Raw genomic sequence first — 20,512 nt, forward strand, 5'->3', positions numbered from 1 at the left:
AGAAATCTAAGTATCTGATACTACAAACCATCAATACTGGTTGAGTAATTCTCCATTTTTGCTTCCCAATCTTTATAGAAAATGGCATGTTTGTTTTTCATCATTAACCTCATTTTTTCTTTTACGGCTTGTTGTATTTGCTGAGGCAATCCATAGAATTTTTGACTGATTTTAGTTAACCTTCCATCATAATCACTATTCTGATGTCTAATGGTTACTCTTCTTTTGTTATGATAGATAATAATCTTTACTCTGCCATCTGTATACCCATCTTGACCCATAGTACCATAAACCAATATAAGATCTGCCAGGCCATCCTTGTCTATGTCGGATATTTCTGAGTATGTATTCCAAAATCCAATCGATGATTCCCAGTCTTTGTCTATGTCATCTTTTAATGCAGACCTTTTTTTAAACTTCTTACTTTTATAAGACACGTTGAGTACTTTTATCTGATCATACAGGGAGTCATTTTTTTCATCGGTTTCTTTGAAACGTTCTGATAATAACAGATAGTTTTCTCCTGAATCATCTTTATATGAATATGCCTGATGAATAGGATATTCAATGTCTAACTGCCTTCTTACTCTTTTGGTAAAAGTGGATGTGATCTCCTTGTTGGAAAGCTTACGGGCAATTTGAGGATCATATGAAATAGAATCAGATCTATTAAGCTCTACTTTGATGGTAGAATCCTCTTTTGTTACTTTTTGATCTGTATTGTTATTAGAATCTTTTGCTTGTTTTCCACAAGAAAATAAGGTGATTATTACGATAAAAAATAGAAACTTGTTCATAGATAAAAAATGAATTAGAAGTAGCTTATTAGTACCAGTTTTGTAATAAATGTAATCATTATTTTGTGAAATAGAGCGTATTGACCATAATTTACATCATCAGACAATCAAGACAATCAGTAAGTATATGCCAAATTAAAGCTAAACCAATAATTCTTGTCTTTGAGAAAAATGATAGTATGCCGTATACTGCAATAGCATAGTAGCTATGCAATGGATGATATCCAATACTACATCGATTGGAATCAAAAATTGGATCTGCTAAAAGATGATCGATATCGATTAACATGGCAGCTATAAATAGAATATAAACTTTTTTCCACTGTTTGGGGAAGAAGAGTATTGCGATCAATAAAGGAATTATAAAATGAAATCCATAGTGTAAGATTGGGCGAATCATAGAAAAACAGATTGATGCTCCAGGTAGGTTAGGGCATTGGTCCCTTCGTTAAATATCAAATCCAAAATAGAAAGGTTAGGAATAAAACCATGTTTATCTTCAAAAACCTGGATGTATGGCTGAAGAGAGTCTGATTTTTCTTTTTTTGCATTCACCAGACCTCGCAAATCAGTAGTTTCTTTGGGGTCTTTATCATATGTTGTGGTTTTAGAAAAAGAAATATCTAATTGGAGGCAATCTAATACAACTTGTATACACTCATAATTAAAATCCAGAAGAAATTCTCTGGGTTTTTCAAATAAATGAACAAATTCATCTTCATAATACTCGAAAAACGGTGAAGTTCTGTAAGCGGTTTCAAGAGACTTCCAATGTAGTGTTTGCCACTGAAAATCGTTCTCTATACGAACATCTCTATACAATTTCCTTTCTTGCTTTTGACTATGTTTAATAGGAATAGATAATAAAAGTTTACCATTTGCTCCATAGACATAAGTACGATTACGATAGGTTTGTTTTTGATAATTATCTTCATTTTCAAAAACAACAGCATCAGATTGGGCTATAGCTACATATTGTAATATAGATCCAAAATACGTAGGATGGAGTAGAGATGTTTTCAATTTTATACTACTGAGTGTTAAGCTCCTTTTTTCCTCTTACGGTATTGGTTATAGATAATCCAACCAGCTAAAACAATAAGGAAATATTTAAAATAGGACACTGGTTTTCCACTTCCTCCAACAGTAGTGAACATACGTTCCCATCGTATTTTATTAAAAAGTCCTTTAGCATTAGAATCCCAGCTAAACCATACAAAAACAGGCTTTCCTACAATATGATTGGCAGGAACATAGCCCCATACACGGCTATCCTCACTATTATGACGATTGTCTCCCATCATCCAGTAATAATCTTGTTTAAAAGTATAGCTATCTATAGGTTGCCCATTAAGGAGTACTTGTGTACCATTTACAGATAATTTATTATCAATTCTCATTTCAGAACCTTCATAAACTTCTATAATTCTTCTATAAAGAGAAAAGCTTTTGAGGTCCATTTTCACAGTTTTACCAGCTTCAGGAATATAAATTGCGCCAAAATTATCCGAATTCCAGTTCACCTTACCATTATTAGGAAAGATTTTAGGATCTTTTAAGCCTTTTGGAGTTACATTTCGCTGTATACTTGCTACGTTTTGATGATTTTTAAATCGAGAAGCAGCTTCCTCGGTCATTCCTGCAGCACTAAATTGCGAATTGTTATACCCAAATTCGTTGTTCTTTATTTTGTAACGATTGTATAAATTTTGAAGGTTGAAACTACTACCTTTTGTAGTTCCAGAATATGAAAACTGTAATTGTGCTCGTTCTGGTAATTTAGTTTGTTTTCCATCAATATGAACAAAACCATCTACGACAGCCAAAGAATCTCCAGGGATACCTACACAACGTTTTACATAATTAGATTTTTTATCTATAGGTTTATAATGATATTTGCCATCACCATACTGCTGAAAAGCATTTACAGTATCTATTGGCCAGCTAAACACTACAATATCATTACGTTTGATTTTTTGAAAACCAGGTAGTCTAAAATATGGATATTGCGGTTTGTTGGTATATGATTTGGTTCGTACCAAAGGGATTGTATCATGAACCATAGGAAAAGATACCGCTGTCATAGGAGTACGAGCGCCATAATGAAACTTACTTACAAATAAGAAATCCCCTACCAGCAATGTTCTTTCTAAAGAACCAGTAGGAATGGTATAGGGTTGCATAAAATAAGTATGTACTATAGTTGCAGCAACGATAGCAAATAGAATCGAACTAACCCATTCTCCTGTAGCAGTTCTTGGTTTTAGGTCTCGATCTTCAATATAGGTTACATCGAGCATGTAGTTTACATAAAAGATATAAAACCCAAGAGTAACGATCACTAGGATAGTATCTGTTGTAGAGTTTTTGCCAAAACTTCTTATCGTTTCTACCCAAATAACAGGTAGCATAATAACATTAATTACAGGGATAAATAATAATATCACCCACCACCATGGGCGATTTATAATTTTCATTAAAATTACAGCATTATATACGGGGATAAGAGCTTCCCATGCTTTTCTACCCGCTTTAACATATAATTTCCAGGTTCCCAGAAAATGAATAACCTGTAGTATCAGAAAAAAAATAAACCACTCTGTAAGTATCATCTTTAAATATATTTTTAATATAAGTACCTTTTCTTTGTAAAGCGTTACACTTTTTTATAAGCCTAACACATCTTTCATACTATAAACTCCGGTTTTGTCTTTTAACCATTCGGCTGCTACAACAGCACCCAACGCAAAACCATTACGATTATGTGCTGTATGTTTAATTTCTATATCATCGACAAGAGAAGAGTATGTTATAGTATGAGTACCGGGAACTTTATCAATTCTTTTTGCAACAATTGGGATGGTATTTTCATCACCTTCATCCAGTTGCCATGCTTTTTTATCTGTATTTTGAATAACTCCTTCTGCTAGTGTTATTGCAGTACCACTTGGGGCGTCTAGTTTTTCGGTATGATGAATCTCTTCCATAGCTATAGTATACCCTTCTAAAGGATTCATCATCTTGGCAAGTTTTTTATTAAGTTCAAAAAATAAATTTACGCCCAAACTATAATTCGAAGCATAAATAAAACTCCCCTTTTTTTCGTTACATAACTTAAGAATATTATCATAATGATCTAGCCACCCTGTTGTTCCAGAGACTACAGGAACATTTGCATTAAAACAATTGGTAATATTATTTACTGCTGCACCAGGAATACTAAAATCTATAGCTACATTGGCTTCAGAAAGATCATATGTGGTATCATCTTTATCTACTTTAAGTACTATGGTATGGCCTCTTTCTATTGCAATCTTTTCTATGGTTTTACCCATTTTTCCATATCCTAGTAGTGCGATTTTCATATTTTGGTTGATATTAATTCACTAAGCTCTTAAGGATTAGTATTGCTTAAAAACTATAGTTGAGTGATACACCATAATTTGGTCTGGTATCAAACTCGTTAAAATTTATTTTTGGTTTGAACGAGAGGTCTTCGGTTACATTATATTGTAGTAAGTGAGCCGTAACATTTGCATCTACAATATTTAGAAGATAAACTCCTACCGTTATTAATAGTGATAATTCTTTTTCCCGGCGAAAACGTTCTTGTAATGATATTAATTGATCATTTGTAGCACCTGGTAATTCAAGTGTTTCAGGATTTACTCCTGCTAATCTAGATTTATATATGTCTCGTACACGATTATACTTCTTGTTATTGTCTATATAAAAATAAATACCTGTCCCTAAAGCTGCATATACGATAGGTACTTTCCAATATTTTTTGGTGTATGCTTGCCCTAATCCTGGTAGAACTGCAGAATAAAATGCCGCCCTGGCTGGAGCCAAAGGCTCATAAGGACGTACTTTCCTTTCCCTTTTTTTCTTTTTTACAGGAACTTCTTCTGTAATAACTTTTAATTCTTCATTTTCTTGAGAAAGAACATTTTGAATAGAAAGTAGTACAAAAAAAATAATATAAAAGAATTTAATCTTCACTATTTATAAGTTTCTTTAAGCGTTTAAAATCTTCTTCGGAAGAAAATGGTATAATAAGTTTTCCACTTCCTTTACCAGAAACTTTTATATCAATTTTTGCGCCAAAATAATCTGAGAATTCTTTAACCCCTTTGGCGATGTGTTTTGGTAACTGATTATTAGTAGAAGAAGCCTTGGTATTTGGAGTATCTTCTGTATTGTCGTTAAGAGATCTAACTATTTTTTCGGTATCACGAACAGATAATGATTTCCCTATAATAGTTTCATATATATCCAGTTGTTGTTGCTGATCTTCTATATTTATTAAAGCACGACCATGCCCCATAGATATAAAACCATCACGCATACCTGTTTGTACAATAGGATCTAGTTTTAGTAATCTTAGATAATTAGCTATGGTAGATCTTTTTTTTCCTACTCTATCACTTAATTGCTCTTGTGTTAAACTAATCTCATCGATAAGACGTTGATACGATAAGGCAATTTCAATAGGGTCTAAATCCTGTCGTTGAATATTCTCTACCAATGCCATTGTTAATGACTCCTGATCATTGGCAATACGAATATATGCAGGTATTTTCTTTAATCCAGCTAATTTTGAAGCTCGAAAACGACGTTCCCCACTTACTAACTGATAATTGTCAAAATCTAATTTACGAACCGTGATAGGTTGTATAACGCCAACTTCTTTTATAGAAGTTGCAAGTTCTCGTAGTGTTTCATCATTAAAACTAGTACGGGGTTGAAATGGATTTACATCTATACTATCCAGATCTAATTCTATGATATTACCAACTACTTTATCGGCATTTTTATCTTCTACCGATTTTATGTCATTTTCGGGATCTTTTAATAGTGCCGATAATCCTCTTCCTAATGCCTGCTTTTTGGTTGCCTTCGCCATGAATCCTTAACTATTTTTCTTAATAATTTCGTGTGCCAAACTTAAGTAATTACTGGCACCTTTACTAGAAGCATCATAATTAATTATGCTTTCACCGTAACTTGGCGCCTCACTTAAACGGATATTCCTCTGAATGATAGTTTTAAACACCATTTCATTAAAGTGTTTTTGAACTTCTTCTACTACCTGATTAGATAATCTTAATCTAGAATCATACATCGTTAGTAATAATCCTTCGATATCCAAATTTTTATTATGGATTTTTTGTACGCTTTTTACTGTATTTAAAAGTTTTCCGAGCCCTTCTAATGCAAAATACTCACATTGAATAGGAATCATTACCGAATCAGCAGCGGTTAACGCATTTAGAGTTAACAAGCCGAGAGAAGGTGCACAATCAATAAGGATATAGTCATATTTTGACTTTAACCCTTCAATTGCTTTTTTCATCATATACTCACGTTGATCTTTATCAACAAGCTCTATTTCTATTGCAACCAAGTCGATATGTGCTGGGATAATATGCACATTAGGAGAATTGGTTTCTAAAATAGCATCTTCAGAATTTATAGTATGTTCCAGAATTTGATACGTCCCTTTTTCAATACTTTCAACATCTAGTCCTAGTCCAGAAGTCGCATTGGCCTGTGGATCTGCATCGATAAGGAGTACTTTTTTCTCTAAAACACCTAGAGAAGCCGCTAAGTTTACAGAGGTGGTTGTTTTACCTACACCACCTTTTTGATTTGCAATTGCTATTATTTTACCCATAAGGGGAGATTTGGATTTATAGCGATAAAAATACAATTTATTATATATTATAAAAATGAAAAATGTTAACAGTAGGAAATAAAAAAGACCATCCCCCTTTAAGGATGGTCTAACGTACTTCTATTATTGTTAATAAATACTTATTTATTTTTTTTTGCTCTAATCATTGCTTCTAGTTGATCCCACATTTCTTCAGGGATTTGTTCAAGAAGATTAAATTGCCCAGCTCCTTTTAGCCATTCACCACCATCTAGTGTAACAACTTCACCATTAACATAGGCAGAAAAGTCTGACACCAGATAAGCTGCAAGATTAGCAAGTTCCTGGTGATCTCCTACACGAGCCAAAGGTACCTGTTTTGCCATATCAATTTTATCTTTTAAATCTCCTGGTAAAAGGCGATCCCATGCTCCTTTTGTAGGAAAAGGACCCGGAGCGATCGCATTAAAACGCATCCCGTATTTTGCCCATTCTACAGCTAATGATCTGGTCATTGCTAAAACTCCTGCTTTTGCCGTAGCACTAGGTACCACATATGCAGAACCTGTCCAGGCATATGTTGTTACAATATTTAGAACAACGGTATTTTTGTACTTGTTTTCAATCCAGTGTTTTCCGAAAGCAAGTGTACAGTTTTTAGTCCCTTTTAATACAATATCAATAATTATATCAAAAGCACGATGTGATAAACGTTCTGTAGGAGAAATAAAATTCCCAGCAGCATTATTAAGTAACACATCTACCGAACCAAAAGCTTCAAGAACCTGATCTCTCATTGCCTCTACTTGATCGTATTCTCTAACATCACATTGCACCGGTAGACAGGTACCACCTGTTTCTGATTCTAATTCTTTGGCTGTGTTTTGCAATTTTTCTAAATTACGTGAAGTAATGGCTACATTGGCTCCAAGTTCTAGGAAATATCTCGTCATAGATTTCCCTAATCCACTACCTCCGCCGGTAACAACAATATTTTTTCCTTTTAGCGCTCCATCACGAAGCATTTTATCTTTATAATTCATAATATGTATCAGTATTCTGCTAAGATAACAAGTTATAACTATAAACTATGCATGCATAGTTTATTTTTGTTTTCTTTTTAATGTTTAGCTAAAATACTATTAATTATGATGCTTAAAGTAGTAGGAGATTAAAAAATAATTATCTAATTATGTGATTATCTATAGGGAGGTAACAAAATCATTTATCATACTTAGACAATATGGCCTAATTATTTTTGTGTATTTTTATAAAAATACTACCACTGTTTTGGCCTGTATGATATGGGAAATGGGATATATTATTGAAATTATGATTATAAAAGTGAAAGAAGTATTACTATGTACAACAGCATTGTATAATGTTGATTTTAATAACAAAATTATTTTTAAAAAGCATTTAATTTTTAACCTCTTATTTCTTACCACCATCCTAGGGAGTTATACTTCTGCTTTTGGGCAATCCAGATCAAATCCAAAGGAAATTTCGGGATATGTAACTTATAATGATTCTCCTCTAGAAAATGTAAGTGTCGTAGTAAAAAATACCGATGTAAAAACAACTACAAATAAAAAAGGATATTATAAAATTAAAGCTGCCGAGAAAGAAATTATACAGTTTTCTTCTGTTGGTATGAAACCAGTTGAGATTATTGTTGAAGACGTAACCAAACGTCTCGATATCACTATGGTAGATGAGTTAAATGAACTTGGAGAAGTAGTAGTTAAGACCAATAAAAAGAAGAATCGTTATGGAGAAGAAGAAGAATCTACAATAACCACTTCTTATGGGAAAATCAATAAAAAAAGTGTCTCTTATGGAAGAATAAAAAAGATTAGAGGAAAAGAACTTACTGTTCAGGGAACCAGTTTAATTGAGACATTAAGTGGTATTGTAAAATATCTAAGTATTGAAAAAGGCAGAGTGAGAATCGTACCAAATTTGTCTATTTCAAGCCCTGAAGAAAGTTTAGCTATTTGGGATATCGATGGTACTGTATATGAATACCCTCCCAATCTGGCAGTAGGTGATATTGATAAAGTTACTGTAATAAAATCAGTATCCGGAACTACAAAATATGGTATGCGAGGGTCAGGAGGTGTAATTGTTGTAAGAACCATAGGTGCTAAGACTAAAAAACAAAAGAGAAGCAAAAAAGGAAGAAAGAAAAAAGGCAAGCAAAATAGCTATGGTAATGGCGCTGTACCTTATACTGCGGTAGAATCTAAGACTCCTTATCTGGCTATACTTGATACTGTTTCTGGTAATAAGAGAATCTATAAATCTTATCAGGGACTTTCTTCTAATTACTCAGAAGCTCCCAGCTTTTACCTGGATGTCTCTGAATATTTTAAAACAGTAAAAAATAATGATTCACTATCATTACAGGTACTATCTGATGCTCAAGATATTTTTAAGAAAGATCCAGAAGCATTGAAAGCTATCGCATATGCATATCAAGAACGTGGTTTGTATCCAAAAGCTGTTGATGTGTATGCCAAACTAGTAGAATTGAGACCATCTTATGCACAGTCATATAGGGATCTGGCAAACGCTTATACAGAGAATAAGCAATATAAAAAAGCCTGGAATATGTATCTCCAATATTTACGAAAAGGTAATTATATACTAGAAGAAGGGATTGAAAAAGTAGTATATAGTGAGATGGCATATTTATATACCCTAAAAAAGGGAGCAGCAGGTATTACAGAAAATGCAGAGATTAAAGGGTTAGGTTTGCAGAATTCGAAAAGCGATATTCGTCTGGTATTTGAATGGAACACTTCTGAAGCAGAGTTTGCCATAGAATTTGTTGATCCCCAATCTAGAGCATTTAATTTTGAGCATTCTCAGGAAAAGGATGGTAACCGTATTAAGGATGAAAAGCAAAGAGGATATTCTTCTAATGAGTTTTACCTTTACGATTTAACCGAAGGGAATTGGTTTATCAATATAACATATTTTGGAAATAAAAAGAATACACCTTCTTATGTAAAAGCTTCGGTATATAGAAACTGGGGTAAGATCAATCAAACTAAAGAGGTTAAACTTTTTAAACTCAAAAGACAGAATTATAAAATGGGACTATTAAAATTGAACTCAAAACTATCCAATTCAGACTATTAATTGCTCGAATAGTTAATAAAAACATAAAAATTACTGATTGTCTTCTCTAACAATAAGTACGGCAAAATCTTTGTGGAGTTATAAAATGAATTAAAATCAAATTCATAATAACCTTTGATAGGGTTAGTTTTTCTCATTTAATTCTACTTATAATGTCAATAAAAAATCACTCGTTTTTTTGGATCATTTTAATGATGACTACTATAGGAAATTCCTCCTTTCTTTTTGCTCAGTCTAAATCGAATATTAATAAAATCTACGGATACGTTACTTCGAATAGTATTCCGTTAAAGAATGTAAATGTTTCAATACAAGGAAAGAGTAGGAGAACGATTACAGATGAAAAAGGATATTACTATATAGAGGCATCAGAAAAAGAAGTCATTCACTTTTCTTTTGTTGGAAAAAAACCAGTAGAAGTTATTGTAGAGGATGTTACCCAATTTCTTAATATAAAGATGATTGATGGTGTTAATACACTAGATGAGGTATTGGTTCAAACTAATAGTCAAGAGAAACGCTCTGTAAAGAATAACACCAAATTATCTAAACTAAAAACAGCTTATGGAGAAATTGATCTAAGAAGTTCACCATTTGCTTCTAAAATTGTAAAAGGAGAAGATCTTAATACAGGAGCTATTGATTTGATAGAAGCGATAAGAGGACGTATTCCAATTTATGGTGTTACCTATCAAGGTTCGGATCCTGTTGGTAACGAAGGTGTAACGGTTGGGCATGGCAAAAAAAGAGTGAGAATATTACCCAGAGTATATACTATGTTTAATGAAGGAAGCGGATTAGCAATTTGGGATGTTGACGGCTTTGTTTATGAAGAAGCACCTCATGTTGATTTGAATGATATTGCATATGTAGCCGTGCTTAGATCTGTAGGAGCAAGAACAAAATACGGAACGAGAGGAGCTGGAGGAGTTATTGTTGTTATAACAAAGAGTTCTATGGTACATAAAACACTTAAAACAAAATTAGGAACGAATGAAAATCAATATCAAAATAATGCCTTTCCTTATGTAGAAAAGAAATCTAATGCTATAGATGTTATTATAGAAAAATCAAATTCGATTACAAGCGAAAAAAAACTATATGATACCTATAAAACCTTATCTGAAGAATATCAGGATTCGCCAAGTTTTTATCTTGATATAGCTAATTACTTTAAACAGGAAAAAGAAAGTAATAAGCTTTCCTTGTTAGTGCTATCGGATATGGAAAAGATGTTTAATAAAAATGCAGAAGCGCTTAAAGCCCTCGCATACACATACCAGAAACTAGGAGAGAAATCGAAAGCTTTGAGTATCTATAATAAGATAATTTATTTAAGACCATCTTATGCGCAATCATTTCGTGATCTAGCGAATGCTTATTCTGAAAATGAGGAATATGAGAATGCATGGGATATGTATATGAGATATTTACGCAGAGGTTTTAAATTAGAAGAAAAAGGTATAGAGCAAGTTGTTTATAATGAAATGAAATACTTGTATACACAAAAAAAAGAGATAGCAAAAATTAGAGAAACTTTTAAGATTAATGAGGGAGAAGAAGAAACTGCAACTAGTGATATTCGTGTTGTTTTTGAATGGAATACCTCTGAGGCAGAATTTTTGTTAGAATTTGTTGATCCGCAATTAAACTCTTTTGTTTATGAACATTCCTGGGCAACGAATAGTGATCGCATTTCAGATGGAAAACTAAAAGGATATTCTTCGAATGAGTTTTTTATTTATGATTTAAATAGGGGAGAGTGGCTTATAAATATCACTTATTTAGGGAACAAAAAATATGTTCCCACATATTTAAAAGCAACAGTTTATAAGAATTGGGGAAGAGAAAATCAAACAAGTAATATAAAGCTATTCAAGCTTAATAGTTATAATTACAAAATGCAATTGTTGAAGTTTGGTTCGCTATTTAGATAAATATCGACTTCAATTAATTATGCTACTTAAATACAGAAATTAAAATCTCTAGGATGGTAATTGCTGCATCACTTATTTTTGTTCCGGGTCCAAAGATGGCAACTGCTCCAGCTTCAAAGAGAACATCATAATCATCTGGTGGAATTACACCGCCAACAATAACCATTATATCTTCTCTTCCATATTTTTTAAGCTCTTCTACGATTTGAGGAACCAGAGTTTTGTGTCCTCCTGCAAGTGAAGATACTCCTACAATATGTACATCATTTTCTACAGCTTGTTTTGCGGCTTCAACCGGGGTTTGAAATAGCGGACCAATATCTACATCAAAACCTACATCTGCATAACTGGTTGCAACCACTTTTGCACCACGATCATGCCCATCTTGTCCCATTTTGGCAATCATAATCCTTGGTCTTCTTCCTTCTAATTTGGCATATTGATTTGCTAATTCTCTCGCTTTATTAAAAGAAGCATCATCTTTTATTTCTTTTGCATACACTCCTGTAAATGATTTGATTTCTGCTTTATATCTCCCGAATTCTTTTTCTAAGGCATCACTGATCTCTCCTAAAGTAGCTCTCAGTCTTGCTGCTTCTACGGCTAAAGCTAACAAATTTTGATGTTCATTAGTCGCTGCTACAGTTAAATTTTTCAACGCATCTTGTACAGCCTGCTCGTCTCTCGAAGCTTTTACTTTGTTAAGCCCTTCTATTTGCTGGGCTCGCACCGCTTGATTATCTACTTTTAAAGTACTAATAGCCTCTTCTTCTCCTAATTTAAATTTATTAACTCCTATGATTACATCTTGTTCGCTATCGATTCTGGCTTGTTTACGTGCGGCAGCTTCTTCTATTCTCATTTTTGGAATTCCTGCTTCAATAGCCTTGGTCATTCCTCCTAGTTCTTCTACTTCTTCAATAAGTTTCCAAGCTTTTTCAGCAATATCATTAGTTAGAGATTCTACATAATAACTTCCTGCCCATGGATCAACCGTTCGGGTAATTTGAGTTTCTTCTTGTAGATATATTTGTGTATTTCTGGCAATTCTTGCAGAAAAATCTGTTGGTAATGCAATGGCTTCATCGAGCGCATTGGTATGTAAACTTTGTGTTCCACCAAAAGCAGCAGCACTTGCTTCTATGCATGTACGAGCCACATTATTAAATGGATCTTGTGCGGTAAGACTCCATCCACTGGTTTGACAATGGGTACGGAGCATTAAAGATTTTGGGTTTTTTGGATTAAACTGCTTGATCAATTTGGCCCATAGCATACGCGCAGCACGCATTTTAGCAATTTCCATAAAATGATTCATGCCAATTGCCCAAAAGAAAGAAAGACGCGGTGCAAATGAATCGACATCCATACCAGCTTCGATTCCTTTTCTAATATACTCCAATCCATCGGCTAATGTGTAAGCTAATTCGATATCACAGGTAGCGCCTGCTTCCTGCATATGGTATCCAGAGATACTTATAGGATTAAATTTTGGCATATTCTTAGAACAATATTTAAAAATATCACCAATAATTCGCATAGATGGAGTAGGAGGGTATACATAAGTATTACGTACCATGAACTCTTTTAAGATATCATTTTGGATGGTTCCGGAGAGTAAATTTTTATCTACACCTTGTTCTTCTGCAGCTACAATATAAAATGCCATAATAGGCAAAACAGCTCCATTCATAGTCATAGAAACAGACATTTTATCGAGTGGAATCTGATCGAATAGAACTTTCATGTCCTCTACTGTGTCGATCGCTACACCTGCCATACCTACATCACCAAAAACACGTTCATGATCACTGTCATATCCACGATGTGTAGCCAGATCAAAAGCTACAGATAGTCCTTTTTGTCCTGCAGCAAGGTTTCTGCGATAAAAAGCATTACTTTCTTCTGCTGTAGAGAACCCTGCATATTGCCGTATTGTCCAAGGTCTACGAACATACATTGTTGAGTATGGGCCCCGTAAATAGGGAGGAATTCCGGCAGAAAAATCAAGATGATCTAGATCTTTAATGTCTTCTTTTTCGTAAAAAGATTTTATATCAACTCCCTCTGAAGTAGTAAATGTAGAAACTTGCTGCTGTCTATTAGGAATAGCTTCTTTTGGTAATTGGATATGGTGTACGTCTTTTCTATTCATTACTCAAAGCCTCATTTTTATAAATGATAAATTAACAAGGCTATAAAATTAAGGTTTTAAAAACGATTTTTATTAAAAAAAAACGGATTCAAGTTTAAGTTTTTTGAGAATAGTGTAAAAATTACTTAAACGCCTTTTCGATAACCATTAAGATAGAGTAGTATACATCAAAGGCTATAAAGTTTTTTATTTCTATTGCACAAAACTCTTTATCAGGAATATAATAGATTCTTTGCGAGATTAATGATGTACTTACATTACCATCCTCCTCGAGAGTAGAGACAATATCTTTAAAGTCATCACTATCACTTGTGTTTTTAAGACATTGAATAAACCCGCCTCTATAATTGAAAATTAAGATTTCTTCTCCGTTTTTTTTAGTTGTGGTAGGTGTTGATTTTTTTATAGCTTCTTGATTTTCGTATTCGCTTAATTTGATCCAAAGAGAGTTTTTATTATTGGCAATTTTTTTGAATTCTCGAGCGAGTTTAATAGAGTTATCAGAGGGAAGTTTTCTTAAGTCAAGAGATAAACTAGCAACCTCGGCTAAGAAAGTTCTGTAAGTTTTTATAGAGTCTGTACCAAATTTATAATGTGTAAATAAGTCATTCTCAAAAGAGTCGTATGCTTTTTTTATAATACCGGTTTCATCTACACTAAGGCAGTCATAACCAGACTGAGAATAAGTCACCTTTATGCATACCAATAAAGTTATGACTATAATTCTAGATCTAATCTTAAGGGGCATTGATTTAGATTTAGTAATGTTAATGTATAGACTAAAATTTTATAATTCAGTTGGGAAGTTAACAATAAGTTGGCAAATATTAACGTTTTATTGTGTTTTTTTCTTAAATCCGAAATTATTGTCATTGTTTTTTATGAAATCAATGATGCTGTAAATAGAGTATAGGACTTTAAAATACTTATATGTAGAGGTATTATATTTCCTTTTAGGTAATTACCCAAATGCTTTCTCTATGACCAATAAAATAGAATAATAGATATCAAAAGCGATGAAACTTTTTACTTCGCGGGTGTTAAATTCTTCCTTTGGTAAATCGTGTAATCTTTGTGCTATTAGAGAAGGGCTTATATTACCATCAAGCTCTAAAGTAGTTACAATATCCTTAAACCCTTCACTATTACTATTGTTTTTTAAGCATTGAATAAACCCACCACGATAATTAAATGTCAAAACTTCTTCTTCTTGACTTGTCTTCGGGGTAGAAGTATTTTTTGAGGCAACCATTTCTTCATCATATTGACTTAGTAAGACCCAAAGAGAGTTTCTATCGGTAGCTTTTTTCTTATATACACGAGCTAATTGTATAGAGTTCTTAGAAGGAAGTTCTCTTAGGTTTATAGATAGATTATATACTTCATTAAGAAACGTTTGATACGTTCTTACAGTGTCGTTGTTAAATTTATAATAATGAAATAAATCTTTTTCGAAAGAATCAAAAGATTGTTTTAGTAGTCCTTGATTGTCAATATTGAGGCAGTCAAAATTTTGTTCAGTGGTTTGAGTATTACCTGTAGTACATATAAATAGAACTAAAAAAAATAATACAACCATATATTTAATCTTTAGGGGCATGAGATTAATATTTAGTTATAATGAGTGTTTCTTACTTGTAAAGTACGAAAAACTAACGACTTATACTATGTCTTTATGGTTTTTCTTTCTATTTCTAGAGACAATCTTTTTGTTATTATTGGAGGTAAAAGTGTTTTTCGAACTCTTTTTTCTGGAAATACTGATTTCTGAAATTCAGGAATATGTTCTTCGGGGTTTTGATATTTATTGGTTCCGGTTAGTATAATTTTTTGATTATCGAATAGCTCTTGCTCTTTTTCGGCACTTTCTTTTATTTTTTTCTGAATAATTCCAGATTTTAATTGCTTCAAGAAGCCGCCGTTTTCTTCTATATTTTTAAATAGTGATAATGCCTTATCTGCTATTTGTTGTGTTAAACTCTCAATATAATAAGATCCCGAAGCAGGGTTAGTAACCAAATCAAAGTAGCTTTCGTTTTTTAGCACCAAAAGTTGATTTAAAGAAATTCTTGTTCCAAAATCATTTTCAAGATGATAAATATCATCATATGGTAAATTTTGAATGGTATCAGCACCGCCTAATACTGCACTCATACATTCTGTAGTAGTACGTAGCATGTTTACGTTATAATCCAGGATGGTCTTGTTTCTGTATGATGGATATGCCAAAATATGACACTCTGTTGTAGCGCTATATGTTGGTGCCAACGTGCTCCATAATAATCTAAGTGCTCTTAGTTTAGCAATTTCAAAAAAGTAATTACCACCTACTGCAACTTTAAAAACTACAGGCGCTTTTTCTAAACATGTACTTGATGCATTTTCAAAATGATTTAAATATTCATTAGCATGAGCTAACCCATACGCTAATTGTTGTACCATCGTAGCGCCAGCATTTTGATATAACCCTATATCGATACTAATATTATTTTTAAGATGATCATTTTTAATGATTTGTTCTAATGCTATATGATCTTCTTGTAGCGTTTTATACCAGTTTCCGGTACTCGCCAGGTTATTAATAATATCGGTTAAAATATAGATGTTTAGACTAACTTCTTTAGCAATATGATTTAGTTGCTGAATATAAGAAGGAGAAAGAAATTTAGTTTCTATAAAAACAGAAGTAGTAGCAGTAATATGTTGTAAAAGGCTTTTAGGATCAATATCTTCTTCTGAGATTACAAAATGAATACTTTCGGCACCTTTTTTAATAGCCTCAAGTGCTTTTTGATTACCAATAATTGTTGAATTGACTACTATTTTTACACAATTCTTCCAAGTAGAAGGATGCGATATAGAACTGTTTTCTATAGTATCTTCCTGGTTGTAAAAAGGCTTTATGTCAATACCTTCTAAAGATTTATAAATCAATGCTTCATTATAATCTGCACCTTTGAGATCAAATTGAATTTTTTGTTTCCATTGTTTTGCAGAAACTGTTTCAAAACTATCGAATAGGGATTTAGTCATCTTTTTTGTTTTTTGGCACACTATCTTCATACTCGATAATGTATATTTCTTCATTATCTCGCTTCATGAAATATTCTTCTCTCGCGAATTTTTCAAGCTCGCTACTGTCTTTTAATACCTTAATATCTTTCTGATCTTTTACAATCTCCTTCATATAGTATTCTTTATTATCTTCAAGTTCCTGGATCTCTTCGTCTAACTCTCTGTGAATCAACCAGGAATTAGTGTCAAAAAACAGCATCCAAACTATAAATAACAGAATAATGAGTACATATTTATTTAAAAATATGGCAAATATCGGGATCAACGCCGGTTTATTTTTTAGTTTTTGAAAATATTGTTTTAGCTTCAATCTAATTGAGAATAATATTTGTTGTAAAGGTACAAAAGTTAATTCAAGCGTTCTTTGATAATGGTACGTACAATATCAATAGCTACATTATTATAGTTGTTGTTGGGTATAATAAGATCGGCAAATTCTTTGGTTGGATCAATGAATTGTTGATGCATAGGTTTTAAAGTGTTTTGGTATCGATCCAAAACTTCATCCATGTCACGTCCGCGTTCTGCAATATCTCTTTTTAATCTTCGTATTAAGCGTTCATCACTATCGGTTTGTACATATATTTTGATATCAAACATCTCCCGTATTTTTGGGTTAGTAAGTATCAAAATTCCTTCAACGATGATTACTTTACTTGGTGCCGTACTAACAGTTTCACTCGTACGATTATGCTCTACAAAAGAGTATACGGGTTGCGCTATTGTTTCTCCTTTTCTAAGTGCAGCCAAATGTTGACCTAATAACTCAAAATCTATAGATTGTGGATGATCAAAATTTATTTTAACTCGTTCTTCGTAAGTGAGATGACTTGTATCTTTATAATATGAGTCTTGTGATATGACACATACTTCATTCTCTGGTAATTCATTTACAATTTGATTCACAACAGTAGTTTTACCACACCCTGTTCCTCCGGCGATACCGATAATTAGCATTTCTGATTTTTTTTGACAAATTTAAAGATTGTTTTTGAGTAATCGTATATCAAAACTTCTATAGTCGTAAAAGTTATAATATACCTTTTATTAGATCATAGTAATATACAATAGATTTTTACCACGGATGGTAAGAAACCCCTGCAGAAGAATTTTTCCTTGCCCCCGTAACAGATTGAAGGCAATTTACTTCATTTCGCTCTCTAAGTACGCCCATAAATGCAAAGATCAATGCTTCTTTAAAATCAATAATCTCTTCTGAAGGAATTACTACAGTTGCAAAACCATCTAATTTTTGTTGCAATAGTTCGATAAGAAAATCATTTTTCGCACCACCACCGGTTGCCAGTATAGTACTGTTTTTATGCTTAGTTTTTTTAATTGCATCTGCTATTTGAGTTGTAATATGATGAACCGCTGTATGTAAAAGATTTTCTGCAGAATCCTGATTATGAACTATAATAGGAATCATTTCTTCGGTAAACCATTCGTATCCCAAAGATTTTGGAAACGGAAGCGTGTAATACGACAGATTATTTAAAGTATCTAGTAAAGTTGGATTTAAAATACCCGTTTTTGCGATTTCTCCACCTTTATCATATACTTTATCTATAGTCGAACAGATAAAATTAAGTAACATATTGGCAGGCGAAATATCATAAGCAATTCTTTTTTTATCATTATTAAAAGAGATATTACTAATCCCACCAAGATTAAGACAAAAATCATATTGACCAAATAACAATTGATCGCCTATAGGAACCAGAGGAGCTCCTTGGCCACCCAAAGCAACATCGTTGGTTCTAAAATCACAGATTACTTTTTGCCCACATGCATTGGCCAGATGTTGTCCAGATCCTATTTGATATGTCAACCCAATCTCGGGTTGATGAAAAACAGTGTGACCATGACTGGCAACAAAATCTATATAAATATTATTTTTAGTTATAAATTTTTTAACCTGATTGCCTAACCAACTTCCATATTCGTTATGAAAAGCCAATAAAGCTGTAGGTTCGAGATGTACTGTATTTTTTAATTGTTCTTTAAACGTAATATCATAATCAATGCTATCAGTATTCGTAATAGAGAATGTCCAGGTATCATTTTTCTTTTTAAATGTACAACAGGCAATATCCAATCCATCTAGAGAGGTTCCAGACATTAAACCGATCACGGTGTATTCTTTTTTAATCGAATTCATACCTTTTTATATTGAAAGTTGTACAGGTGATAGACCAATGGCTTTATGTTGCCCAAGAAAGTGCTTGGCTGCAATTTCTTGAAAAGTTTTAAAATCTTGATATATAAGTATTATGTTACTTATATCCTTAGTTGGTAATACTCTCAAAACATATGGGTTACCAAACAAATATAAAGTTACATTTTTTGTCTTACTTAGTTTTTCTATAGTTTGCTGCGTTTTTGGATCTATACCAAACTCATGCATGGGTTTTATTGAGGGAGGAAATAATGCTATAAGAATGTTATTGCTAGAAATGGTAGTAGAGAAAGGCAAAGTATACTTCATTTTGGTAAACTGTTTTGATCTACTAATTTCTTCAAAAAAAGTACAGTCTTCACTATTTCCTATTACTACAGCTTCAAAATCTTGGATATTAAATTTTTCAAAACTTTCTTTATCCGATTTATAATGGGTAAGAGATGCTTTGGCGATGCTATTATTTAAAGAAGTAGCTTTTTTAGAATCAAAAGTAGGATTCGAGATATTTTTTTTAAATGTATCTTTTTTCAGTTTTTGAACTCTTGTAAAACTTTCTTCAATTTGCTGGTCAGTTGCATTTTTTTCTATGGTATGAATACCTTCTGCTACATGTTCTGCAAAACATAGAATATCATTACCAGCATCAAATGCTTTCCACTCTAACATTCCTTTTTCGGGATATAACTTAGAAACACTATGCATATTAAGGGCGTCAGAAATAACAGCACCTTCAAAACCTAATTCATTTCTTAATACTCCTTTAATAATATCTTTTGACAAAGTAGCTGATATATCTTTTCCGTTCGTTAAAGAAGGTACGGCCAGATGCCCGATCAAAATACTATCAATTCCTGATGCTATTGCTTTTATAAATGGATACAGTTCTTCATCAAATAATTCTTGTCGAGATTTGGAGATTACCGGAAGTCCAAGATGCGAATCTACAGCAGTATCCCCATGTCCTGGGAAATGCTTAAAACAACCTAGTACTCCTGAAGCTTTAAGCCCTTTGTATAATGCTAAAGATTTAAGAGTAACCTGTTCTTTGTTTTCACCAAAAGAGCGATAACCAATTACAGGGTTATTGGGATTGACATTAATATCGGCCACTGGAGCTAAATTAAGATGAATTCCTATACTTTTAAGATCATTTCCTATGTATTTTCCTACTTCAGTAATCAAATTTGACTGATCCTCGGGGATCGCTCCTAATGTTATAGCATAAGGATATTGAGGAGTATTCTCGACTCGCATAGCCAAACCCCATTCTGCATCAATACTAATGAGTAGTGGAGTAGGAGCGATGTTTTGATAATGTGTTATAAGTTCTGCAAGTCGCTTAGCACTATTTTCATTTCGAATAACTTTTTTCTTACCTTCAAAATTAGTAGCAGCACTAGCTCTACTATGAAAAAAGGTAAGTCCTCCTACTTTGTAATCTAGTATTAATTTTTCAACTTCTTTTATTTCCTGATCTGTATCGTTAATAAATGCAGCAGGAAAGAAAAACTGACCAATTTTTTCGGTTTTAGAAAGGTTGGATAGATTCATTATTCGTATTAA

The 20,512-nt window shown here is 32.8% G+C and carries 19 protein-coding genes; 2 read left to right on the top strand and 17 right to left on the bottom strand.

Going from position 1 to position 20,512, the window contains the following annotated elements; genetic code table 11:
• Positions 1-20 precede the first annotated feature (20 nt).
• From Z053_RS0117535 to Z053_RS0117575, 9 genes are all read right to left on the bottom strand, one after another.
• Positions 21-797, bottom strand: coding sequence for a M949_RS01915 family surface polysaccharide biosynthesis protein (locus tag Z053_RS0117535; protein WP_025666294.1), 777 nt, complete (start codon positions 795-797; stop codon positions 21-23).
• A gap of 91 nt (positions 798-888) precedes the next feature.
• The gene (locus Z053_RS0117540; protein ID WP_025666295.1) at positions 889-1,197 is read right to left on the bottom strand and encodes a DUF6122 family protein; all 309 of its coding nucleotides are present in this window, start codon (positions 1,195-1,197) and stop codon (positions 889-891) included.
• Positions 1,194-1,820, bottom strand: a complete 627-nt coding sequence (locus Z053_RS0117545) for a WbqC family protein (RefSeq protein WP_025666296.1) — start codon at positions 1,818-1,820, stop codon at positions 1,194-1,196. Before Z053_RS0117545 ends, Z053_RS0117540 begins: the two co-directional genes overlap by 4 nt.
• Positions 1,821-1,837: 17 nt before the next feature.
• Complete coding sequence (gene lepB, locus Z053_RS0117550) at positions 1,838-3,409, bottom strand: signal peptidase I (protein ID WP_025666297.1); 1,572 nt, start codon at positions 3,407-3,409, stop codon at positions 1,838-1,840.
• A 54-nt stretch (positions 3,410-3,463) separates the two neighbouring features.
• The gene (gene dapB / locus Z053_RS0117555; protein ID WP_025666298.1) at positions 3,464-4,162 is read right to left on the bottom strand and encodes a 4-hydroxy-tetrahydrodipicolinate reductase; all 699 of its coding nucleotides are present in this window, start codon (positions 4,160-4,162) and stop codon (positions 3,464-3,466) included.
• Between the two features lie 46 nt (positions 4,163-4,208).
• Positions 4,209-4,799: a DUF5683 domain-containing protein gene (locus tag Z053_RS0117560; RefSeq protein ID WP_025666299.1), complete on the bottom strand. Its 591-nt coding sequence runs from the start codon at positions 4,797-4,799 to the stop codon at positions 4,209-4,211.
• Complete coding sequence (locus Z053_RS0117565) at positions 4,789-5,703, bottom strand: ParB/RepB/Spo0J family partition protein (RefSeq protein WP_025666300.1); 915 nt, start codon at positions 5,701-5,703, stop codon at positions 4,789-4,791. Before Z053_RS0117565 ends, Z053_RS0117560 begins: the two co-directional genes overlap by 11 nt.
• 6 nt (positions 5,704-5,709) lie before the next feature.
• A complete protein-coding gene (locus tag Z053_RS0117570; protein ID WP_025666301.1) occupies positions 5,710-6,474 on the bottom strand; it encodes a ParA family protein in 765 nt (254 codons plus the stop codon).
• A 140-nt stretch (positions 6,475-6,614) separates the two neighbouring features.
• On the bottom strand, positions 6,615-7,496 hold the full coding sequence (locus Z053_RS0117575) for an SDR family oxidoreductase (protein WP_025666302.1): 882 nt from the start codon (positions 7,494-7,496) through the stop codon (positions 6,615-6,617).
• 151 nt (positions 7,497-7,647) lie between these two features.
• On the opposite strand from Z053_RS0117575, the gene Z053_RS0117580 reads away from it, so the two are divergent.
• Positions 7,648-9,600, top strand: coding sequence for a carboxypeptidase-like regulatory domain-containing protein (locus Z053_RS0117580; protein ID WP_160170118.1), 1,953 nt, complete (start codon positions 7,648-7,650; stop codon positions 9,598-9,600).
• A gap of 152 nt (positions 9,601-9,752) precedes the next feature.
• Entirely contained in the window at positions 9,753-11,537 is a 1,785-nt protein-coding gene (locus Z053_RS0117585; protein WP_081748290.1) for a carboxypeptidase-like regulatory domain-containing protein, read from the top strand.
• 22 nt (positions 11,538-11,559) lie between these two features.
• Here the strand turns inward: Z053_RS0117585 and scpA are convergent, their stop codons facing one another.
• From scpA to Z053_RS0117625, 8 genes are all read right to left on the bottom strand, one after another.
• The gene (gene scpA, locus Z053_RS0117590) at positions 11,560-13,692 is read right to left on the bottom strand and encodes a methylmalonyl-CoA mutase (protein WP_025666305.1); all 2,133 of its coding nucleotides are present in this window, start codon (positions 13,690-13,692) and stop codon (positions 11,560-11,562) included.
• Between the two features lie 121 nt (positions 13,693-13,813).
• Positions 13,814-14,440 (bottom strand): hypothetical protein, encoded by a 627-nt coding sequence (locus tag Z053_RS0117595; protein WP_035096365.1) that lies wholly within the window; start codon positions 14,438-14,440, stop codon positions 13,814-13,816.
• Positions 14,441-14,653: 213 nt separating this feature from the next.
• A complete protein-coding gene (locus tag Z053_RS0117600; protein WP_152538334.1) occupies positions 14,654-15,271 on the bottom strand; it encodes a hypothetical protein in 618 nt (205 codons plus the stop codon).
• A gap of 86 nt (positions 15,272-15,357) precedes the next feature.
• On the bottom strand, positions 15,358-16,725 hold the full coding sequence (locus tag Z053_RS0117605; protein WP_025666308.1) for a methylmalonyl-CoA mutase subunit beta: 1,368 nt from the start codon (positions 16,723-16,725) through the stop codon (positions 15,358-15,360).
• The gene (locus Z053_RS0117610) at positions 16,718-17,077 is read right to left on the bottom strand and encodes an FtsB family cell division protein (protein ID WP_024768655.1); all 360 of its coding nucleotides are present in this window, start codon (positions 17,075-17,077) and stop codon (positions 16,718-16,720) included. Before Z053_RS0117610 ends, Z053_RS0117605 begins: the two co-directional genes overlap by 8 nt.
• A 38-nt stretch (positions 17,078-17,115) precedes the next feature.
• Positions 17,116-17,724 (bottom strand): uridine kinase, encoded by a 609-nt coding sequence (gene udk, locus Z053_RS0117615; RefSeq protein WP_025666309.1) that lies wholly within the window; start codon positions 17,722-17,724, stop codon positions 17,116-17,118.
• Positions 17,725-17,842: 118 nt separating this feature from the next.
• A complete protein-coding gene (locus Z053_RS0117620) occupies positions 17,843-18,928 on the bottom strand; it encodes an anhydro-N-acetylmuramic acid kinase (RefSeq protein ID WP_035096367.1) in 1,086 nt (361 codons plus the stop codon).
• Positions 18,929-18,934: 6 nt separating this feature from the next.
• Entirely contained in the window at positions 18,935-20,500 is a 1,566-nt protein-coding gene (locus Z053_RS0117625; RefSeq protein WP_025666311.1) for a glycoside hydrolase family 3 protein, read from the bottom strand.
• Positions 20,501-20,512 lie beyond the last annotated feature (12 nt).

The sequence above is a fragment of the Aquimarina megaterium XH134 genome (genome assembly GCF_000520975.1).
GTDB lineage: Bacteria > Bacteroidota > Bacteroidia > Flavobacteriales > Flavobacteriaceae > Aquimarina > Aquimarina megaterium.